This is a genomic window from Devosia sp. (genome assembly GCF_028290645.1).
Classification (GTDB): domain Bacteria; phylum Pseudomonadota; class Alphaproteobacteria; order Rhizobiales; family Devosiaceae; genus Devosia_A.
The window spans coordinates 1-6,642 of the sequence record NZ_JAQGJL010000387.1 but is presented as its reverse complement, the minus strand read 5'-3'; the positions used below and the strand labels follow the sequence as shown (position 1 = coordinate 6,642).

Annotated in this window: 7 protein-coding genes; 2 read left to right on the top strand and 5 right to left on the bottom strand. The window is 65.3% G+C overall.

Annotation, left to right across the window (positions count from 1 at the left end; all coding sequences use genetic code 11):
- From JWQ89_RS20590 to coaD, 3 genes are all read right to left on the bottom strand, one after another.
- The coding region (locus JWQ89_RS20590) for a peptidylprolyl isomerase (protein WP_299644187.1) at positions 1-356 on the bottom strand (356 nt) is incomplete at its 3' end.
- A 14-nt stretch (positions 357-370) separates the two neighbouring features.
- Positions 371-934: a peptidylprolyl isomerase gene (locus tag JWQ89_RS20585; protein ID WP_299644186.1), complete on the bottom strand. Its 564-nt coding sequence runs from the start codon at positions 932-934 to the stop codon at positions 371-373.
- Positions 931-1,422 (bottom strand): pantetheine-phosphate adenylyltransferase, encoded by a 492-nt coding sequence (gene coaD, locus JWQ89_RS20580; protein ID WP_299644183.1) that lies wholly within the window; start codon positions 1,420-1,422, stop codon positions 931-933. Before coaD ends, JWQ89_RS20585 begins: the two co-directional genes overlap by 4 nt.
- 121 nt (positions 1,423-1,543) lie before the next feature.
- Between coaD and JWQ89_RS20575 the strand changes: the two genes are divergently transcribed.
- Positions 1,544-2,008, top strand: coding sequence for a GNAT family N-acetyltransferase (locus JWQ89_RS20575; RefSeq protein WP_299644181.1), 465 nt, complete (start codon positions 1,544-1,546; stop codon positions 2,006-2,008).
- 2 nt (positions 2,009-2,010) lie between these two features.
- On the opposite strand, the gene JWQ89_RS20570 is transcribed toward JWQ89_RS20575, so the two are convergent.
- Positions 2,011-2,493, bottom strand: coding sequence for a LysE family translocator (locus JWQ89_RS20570; protein WP_299644179.1), 483 nt, complete (start codon positions 2,491-2,493; stop codon positions 2,011-2,013).
- A gap of 271 nt (positions 2,494-2,764) precedes the next feature.
- Positions 2,765-5,542, bottom strand: coding sequence for a DNA gyrase subunit A (gyrA, locus tag JWQ89_RS20565; protein ID WP_299644176.1), 2,778 nt, complete (start codon positions 5,540-5,542; stop codon positions 2,765-2,767).
- Between the two features lie 284 nt (positions 5,543-5,826).
- On the opposite strand from gyrA, the gene JWQ89_RS20560 reads away from it, so the two are divergent.
- A partial coding sequence (locus JWQ89_RS20560; RefSeq protein WP_299644174.1) for a hypothetical protein occupies positions 5,827-6,642 on the top strand: 816 nt, incomplete at its 3' end.

The following is a 6,642-nucleotide window of genomic DNA, read 5'->3' as shown; positions in this document are numbered from 1 at the left end:
TACTGGCGGTCGAGGAAGCGGGCCTCGTCGAAGACGATGAAGAACTGGCTGTTGGCGCTGTCCGGGCTCTGCGAGCGGGCCATCGACAGGGTGCCGCGCACGTGCGGCTCGGCGTTGAATTCCTGCTTCAAATTCGGGTACTTCGAACCACCCATGCCGGTGCCGGTCGGATCGCCGGTCTGCGCCATGAAGCCGTCGATGACGCGGTGGAACACCACGCCGTCGTAGAAACCTTCGCGCGCCAGCTTCTTGATGTGCGCGACGTGGTTCGGCGCCAGGTCAGGGCGCATGGCGATGACCACCTTGCCCTTGGTGGTCTCGATGACGAGGGTGTTCTCGGGATCCGCATAAGCCATGGGATGGGCCTTCCTTACTTGTATTCGATTTTGGCGGAGATGATCTTGTCGGGGTTGGCCGGGGGCTCGCCGCGAGTGATCTTGTCGACCGCCTCCATGCCGGAGACGACACGCCCGAACACCGTGTACTGCCCGTCGAGGAAGGTGCAGTCGGCAAAGCAGATGAAGAACTGCGAGTTGAAGGTGTTCGGGTCGTTGGTGCGCGCTGCGCCGACGGCGCCGCGGGTGAACGATTCCTTGTTGAACTCGGCAACGACGTCCGGCTTGTCCGAGCCGCCCGAACCGGTGCCGGTCGGGTCGCCCGACTGCGCCATGAAGCCCTCGATCACCCGGTGGAAGACGAGGCCGTCGTAGAACTTCTCGTTGGTGAGTTCGATGATGCGTTCGACATGCTTGGGCGCAACCTCGGGGAACAGCTCGATATCGACGGGGCCGTCCTTGAGCTCGAGGATCCAGTGCGGCTTGCCCGACTGGGCATGGGCGGCCTGCGGAGCGACGATCGAAACGGCGAAGAACGCCGCCACGGCGGCGAAGAGAACGCCGAGGATGAGGCCGGCACGCTTGATGGGATCGGTCATTGTTTGTTCAGAGCCTTCAAAACGATGGGCGGGACAAAGGCGCTGATATCGCCTCCGAGCTCGGCGATCTGGCGCACGAGCGTGGCCGAGATGTGGCGGACATGGGGACTGGAGGGCAGAAAGACCGTTTGCAGGTCAGGTGCCATCTGGGCATTCATGCCCACCATCTGCATCTCGAAATTGTAGTCGGTGGTATCGCGCAGGCCGCGGATGATCAGCTTGGCGCCGGCGGCGCGGGCCGCGTTGACCATCAGGCCGGTGAAATCGACGAACTGGAACTCGGTCTCGGTGCGCTTGCCGATCGGCTCGAGCACGGCCTTGAGCAGCGCGACGCGATCCTCGTGGCTGAACAGCGGCTTCTTTGAATGGTGTGTGCCCACTGCGATCACCAGCGTATCGACCAGCTTGCAGGCGCGCTCGATGACGTCGAGATGGCCGTTGGTGAGCGGATCGAAGGAGCCGGGATAAAAGCCGACAAGTCTGGCCATGGCGGAGCCCCTCCCCGTTGTTGTTGCGCGGGTTTTGTCATGGCCGGGCAAATATGGCAAGCCGACCCTGCAGCGGCGGCGCTATTGCAACCGGATGCGCCGCCAAACCAGGGGTCCGCCGATGGCCGAAATCACCTTCCTTCCCCTCTCCGAAATCGCCGCAGCCGATCTCGTCGAACTGCTCAATGACCCCGACGTCCGCCGCCACATGCCGCTCGCCGGCGACCACTGGGACGAGGCCCGCGGGCTTGACTGGGCGAAGGGCAAGGACGCCCAGTGGCAGGAGAACGGCTACGGCCCGTGGGCCATCCGCATCGACGAGACTTTCGCTGGCTGGGGCGGCTTCCAGAAGGAAGGCGAGGAGGCCGATCTCGGGCTGGTGCTGCTACCCGCCCAATGGGGTCACGGCGCCGTGCTGTTCCGCGAGCTGGTCCGGCGCGGCCGCGAGATGCAGCTCAGCAACGTCACCATCCTCCTGCCGCCGAGCCGGGTCCGCATGAAGGGCCTCGCGCGACTGGGGTTCGAACCGGCCGGCGAGCTGGAGTATGCCGGCCACCGCTTCCTGAAGTTCCGCCTGCTCGGCTGAGCCTAGGCCTGGTGCTGCAGCGCCAGCCACAGCGCTGCTCCGATCAGCATCACGCCGGCGATCCGGTTGACCACCAGCACCCGGCCGTCCCCCAGCGCCCCGCGCGCCTTGGCGGCGAGGTAGATGTAGGTTGAATCGACCACCAGCCCCGCCCCCATCTCGATCAGCCCCAGGACGATCACCTGCGGCCACGCCGGGTAGTGCGGATTGACGAACTGCGGCAGGAACGCGCCGAAAAAGATCAGCGCCTTGGGATTGCTCCACAGAACGAAAAACCCCGACGCGGCCTGCTGCAGCGGCGAGCGCGCGCTGACCGGCCGGTCGATGGCAATCCCGTGGCGGCTGGTCAGGTACCCCCAGCCGATCCACACCAGATAGGCTGCGCCGGCATACTTGATGATGTCGAAGGCCGCCCCGACCACCCCGGTGACCGCCTGCAGCGCCAGCGCGACGATCAGCACCGTGGTGAACCGCCCGACCTGCACCCCCCGCCTCCATCCAGAGGCCGGCCGCCATGCCGCGAGCGAGCGACGTGCTCACCAGCGCCGAGACGGTGATCCCGGGGACGATGACGACGACGAATGCGGCAACGATGAAGGAGAGGAGGATCGGCAGGTCAGGCATGGCGCCGGTCACTAGCATCGCGGCGCGAATTCAGACAGCCCTGCCCCGCCTGCCATCCATCGAAATCCGCCAAGGACAGCGCGTGGCACCCCGGGCGCCGCGACAATCGCGGCACCCTATTCGCGGATTGGCCTACTCAGTCGCCGGGGCCTCGGGTGCGGCATCGTCGCCGCCCTCGACCTCCTCGGCCTCCGGCTCGCTGATGCGCTCGACCGACACGACCTTCTCGTCGGTCGCGGTCTTGAACACGCGGACGCCCTTGGAGGCGCGCTTGGTGAAGCGGATGCCTGCCACCGGGACGCGGATCAGCTGGCCGCCGTCGGAGACCAGCATGATCTGGTCGGTCTCTTCCACCGGGAAGGCGGCGACCAGCCGGCCGATTTCGTCGAGCTTGTCGAGATCGGTGGCCTGGATGCCCTTGCCGCCGCGGTTGGAGATGCGGAAGTCATAGGCCGACGAGATCTTGCCGTAGCCGAGTTCCGTCAGCGTCAGCACGAACTGCTGCGAGGCGTCCATTTCGGCATAGCGCTCGACCGACAGGGCGACCTCGCCGGTCTCTTCCTCGGCATCATCGGCAACGGGCGCAACCTCGGGTTCCGCTGTTTCGTCCCCGGTGGCGCGGCGGATGGCGCCGTACTGCTTGAGGAAGGTGTTGCGCTCGGCCGGAGTGGCGTCAAAGTGCCGGAGGATGGACATCGAGATGACCTTCTCCCCCTCGCCCAGCGTGATGCCGCGCACGCCGGTCGAATCGCGGCCCTTGAAGACCCGGACGTCACCGACCTCGAAGCGGATGGCGCGCCCCCCCGAGGTGGTCAGCAGCACGTCGTCGCTCGCCGAACAGGTGGCGACATCGACGATGCCGTCGCCCTCATCGAGCTTCATCGCGATCTTGCCGTTGCGGTTGATCTCGACGAAATCGGCCAGCGAATTGCGGCGCACCGTGCCGCGCGTTGTCGAGAACATGATGTCGAGCTTCTGCCAGTCGCCCTCGTCCTCGGGCAGCGGCATGATCGAGGTGATGCGCTCGCCCTGGTCGAGCGGCAGCATGTTGATCAGCGCCTTGCCGCGGGCCTGTGGCTCGCCGACCGGCAGCCGCCACACCTTCATCTTGTAGACCTGCCCCATCGAGGAGAAGAACAGCACCGGCGTATGGGTGTTGGCGACGAACAGGCGGGCGACGAAGTCCTCGTCGCGCGTCGCCATGCCCGAGCGGCCCTTGCCGCCGCGGCGCTGCGAGCGGTAGGCAGTGAGCGGCACGCGCTTGATGTAGCCGCCGTGGGTGACGGTGACGACCATGTCCTCGCGCGCGATCAGGTCCTCGTCCTCGAAGTCCCCGGCCGCTTCGTCGATGACGGTCTGGCGCGGGGTGTTGAAAGCGTCCTTGATCTCGGTGAGCTCGGTGCGGACGATGTTCATCACGCGCTCGCGCGAGCGGAGGATGTCGAGATAGTCGGCGATATCGGTGCCCAGCCCGTTGAGCTCTTCGCCGATTTCTTCGCGCCCGAGCGCGGTGAGGCGGCTCAGGGTCAGGGCGAGGATGGCGCGCGCCTGCTCGTCGCTCAGCCGGAATGTACCGTCGTCGTTGATCGTGTGGCGCGGATCGTCGATCAGTGCGATCAGCGGCGCCACGTCCTTCGCCGGCCAGTTGCGGTCCATCAGCCGCTCGCGGGCAGTGGTGGGGTCGGGCGAGGTGCGAATCAGCGCGATGACTTCATCGACATTGGCCACCGCGACGGCGAGGCCGACGAGGATATGGGCGCGATCGCGTGCCTTGTTGAGCAGAAACCGGGCCCGGCGGGTCACCACCTGCTCGCGGAATTCGATGAACGCAGAGAGGATCTGCCTCAGGTTCATCAGCTCGGGCTTGCCGCCATTGAGGGCGACGAAGTTGCAGCCGAACGATCCCTGCAGCGGCGTGAAGCGGTAGAGCTGGTTGAGGACGACGTCGGGCACCGCGTCGCGCTTCAGTTCGATGACGACCCGCATGCCGGTGCGGTCGGATTCGTCGCGGATGTCGGAAATGCCCTCGATGCGCTTGTCGCGCACCAGTTCGGCCATCTTCTCGATCATCGTCGCCTTGTTCACCTGATACGGGATCTCGGTGATGATGATTGCCTCGCGCTCCTTGCGCATCTCCTCGATGTGGACCTTGCCCCGGATGAGGATCGAGCCCCGGCCCGTCTCGTACGCCTGGCGGATGCCGGAGCGGCCGAGGATGGTGGCGCCGGTCGGAAAATCCGGGCCCGGCAGCACCTGCATCAGGTCCTCCGTCAGCGCGTTGGGGTCGTCCATCAGCATCAGCGTCGCGTCGATCACCTCGCCCAGGTTGTGGGTCGGGATGTTCGTCGCCATGCCGACGGCGATGCCGCTGCCGCCATTGACGAGGATGTTCGGGAAGCGCGCCGGCAGCACAGTCGGCTCGCGCTCGGACCCGTCATAGTTGTCCTTGAAGTCGACCGTGTCTTTGTCGATGTCCTCGAGCAGGGAGTTTGTGACCCGCTCCATGCGCACTTCGGTGTAGCGCATGGCCGCTGGCATATCGCCGTCGACTGAGCCGAAATTGCCCTGGCCGTCGATCAGGGTGACGCGAAGCGAGAACTCCTGCGCCATGCGGACCAACGAGAAGTACACCGCGTCATTGCCATGCGGGTGATACTTACCGATGACGTCGCCGACCACACGGGCCGATTTGCGGTAGGGCCGGTTCCAGTCATAGCCCTGCTCGTTCATCGAATGCAGGATCCGCCGGTGCACCGGCTTCAGGCCGTCACGCACGTCGGGCAAGGCCCGGCTCACGATCACGCTCATGGCGTAGTCGAGATAGGACTTGCGCATCTCGTCGGAGATCGAAATGGGGGCGATGTCGGAAGGCGGCGGTACGCCGTTCTGGTCGTCGGTCTTGTCTGCCACGGGGCCGTTTTCGAGCTATGAAACCTGGGGGGAAGCTTTAGGCGATTCCCATCGGGAAAACCAATCGCCGCTGGGGTGCCGCAAGGATGTCCACGGTATTGGCCGGGACCCCGGCGGTCCACGAAATATCACAATGACGTGGGTTTGCGGCAACTTTGGGCTAAAATCTTCTGGCGGGGTCCACTATCGGCCACTTCACGGGCCCTCAAACGGCTGGACGCGCCGCCCCTGAGCCCTTAGTAATCCGCGCCTGACGCGGGGCGCACCGTCTAAGGAAGATTCTTTTGTCGAAGGATACTCTGCTGGGCCTACTGTGGAACTGGGCCTTCGGGCATGATCGTTCCATCGGGTTCGGCCTGGAAACACTAGGCCATCTGACCCTCAAGCGGCCGAGGATCGTCGCCGCTTTCGTGTTGCTGGTGTCGATCTTCTGCGCGGCGAACGTGCCGCGCGCCAGTGTCGACGGCGACATGCTGCGGGTGTTCGCCCATTCCGGCGTCGAGTACGACAACTACGAGCACCTCGCCAACACGTTCGGAACGTTCGAGAACGACATCTACCTGTTGGTCAGCTCGCCCGACCTGACCAACCCGGCGACCATCGAGACCATCCGCGCGATGGCGCTCGATCTCTCGAACAGCGAATACATCACCGGCACGATGTCGGCGTTCACGCTGCGCAAGCCCGGTCCGGACGGGACGACCCTGCCGGCGGTGCCCGAAGGCATGCAGAGCGCCGACGAGGTCAAGACCGCGCTGACCGATCTGCAGCAGAACGACCCGATGATGCGCAACCTCATCAACCCGGACCTGTCCGGTGTGGTGATCATCGTCTTCCCGAACCCCGCGATGACCAAGGGCGCCGGGACCAAGGCGATGATCAACGACCTGCGCTCGCTGGTCAGCGACTACCAGTCGACCAACGTCCAGGTGGAACTGACCGGGCCGCCGATCTGGACCTCGGAAATGCTCAACGCCGCGGTGGGCGACCAGATCAAGTTCACCATCTACGGCTTCGCGCTTGGCTCGCTGAGTGCGCTGTTGTCGCGGCGCTCGTTCTGGGGCGCGGTGCTCGTGGCGGCGTCGCCGTTCGTCGCCATC

What these genes read in the sequence shown, in the direction of transcription:
- coaD (WP_299644183.1), bottom strand. Translation starts at nt 1,422, where the DNA reads ATGGCCAGACTTGTCGGCTTTTATCCCGGCTCCTTCGATCCGCTCACC.
- JWQ89_RS20575 (WP_299644181.1), top strand. Translation starts at nt 1,544, where the DNA reads ATGGCCGAAATCACCTTCCTTCCCCTCTCCGAAATCGCCGCAGCCGAT.
- JWQ89_RS20585 (WP_299644186.1), bottom strand. Translation starts at nt 934, where the DNA reads ATGACCGATCCCATCAAGCGTGCCGGCCTCATCCTCGGCGTTCTCTTC.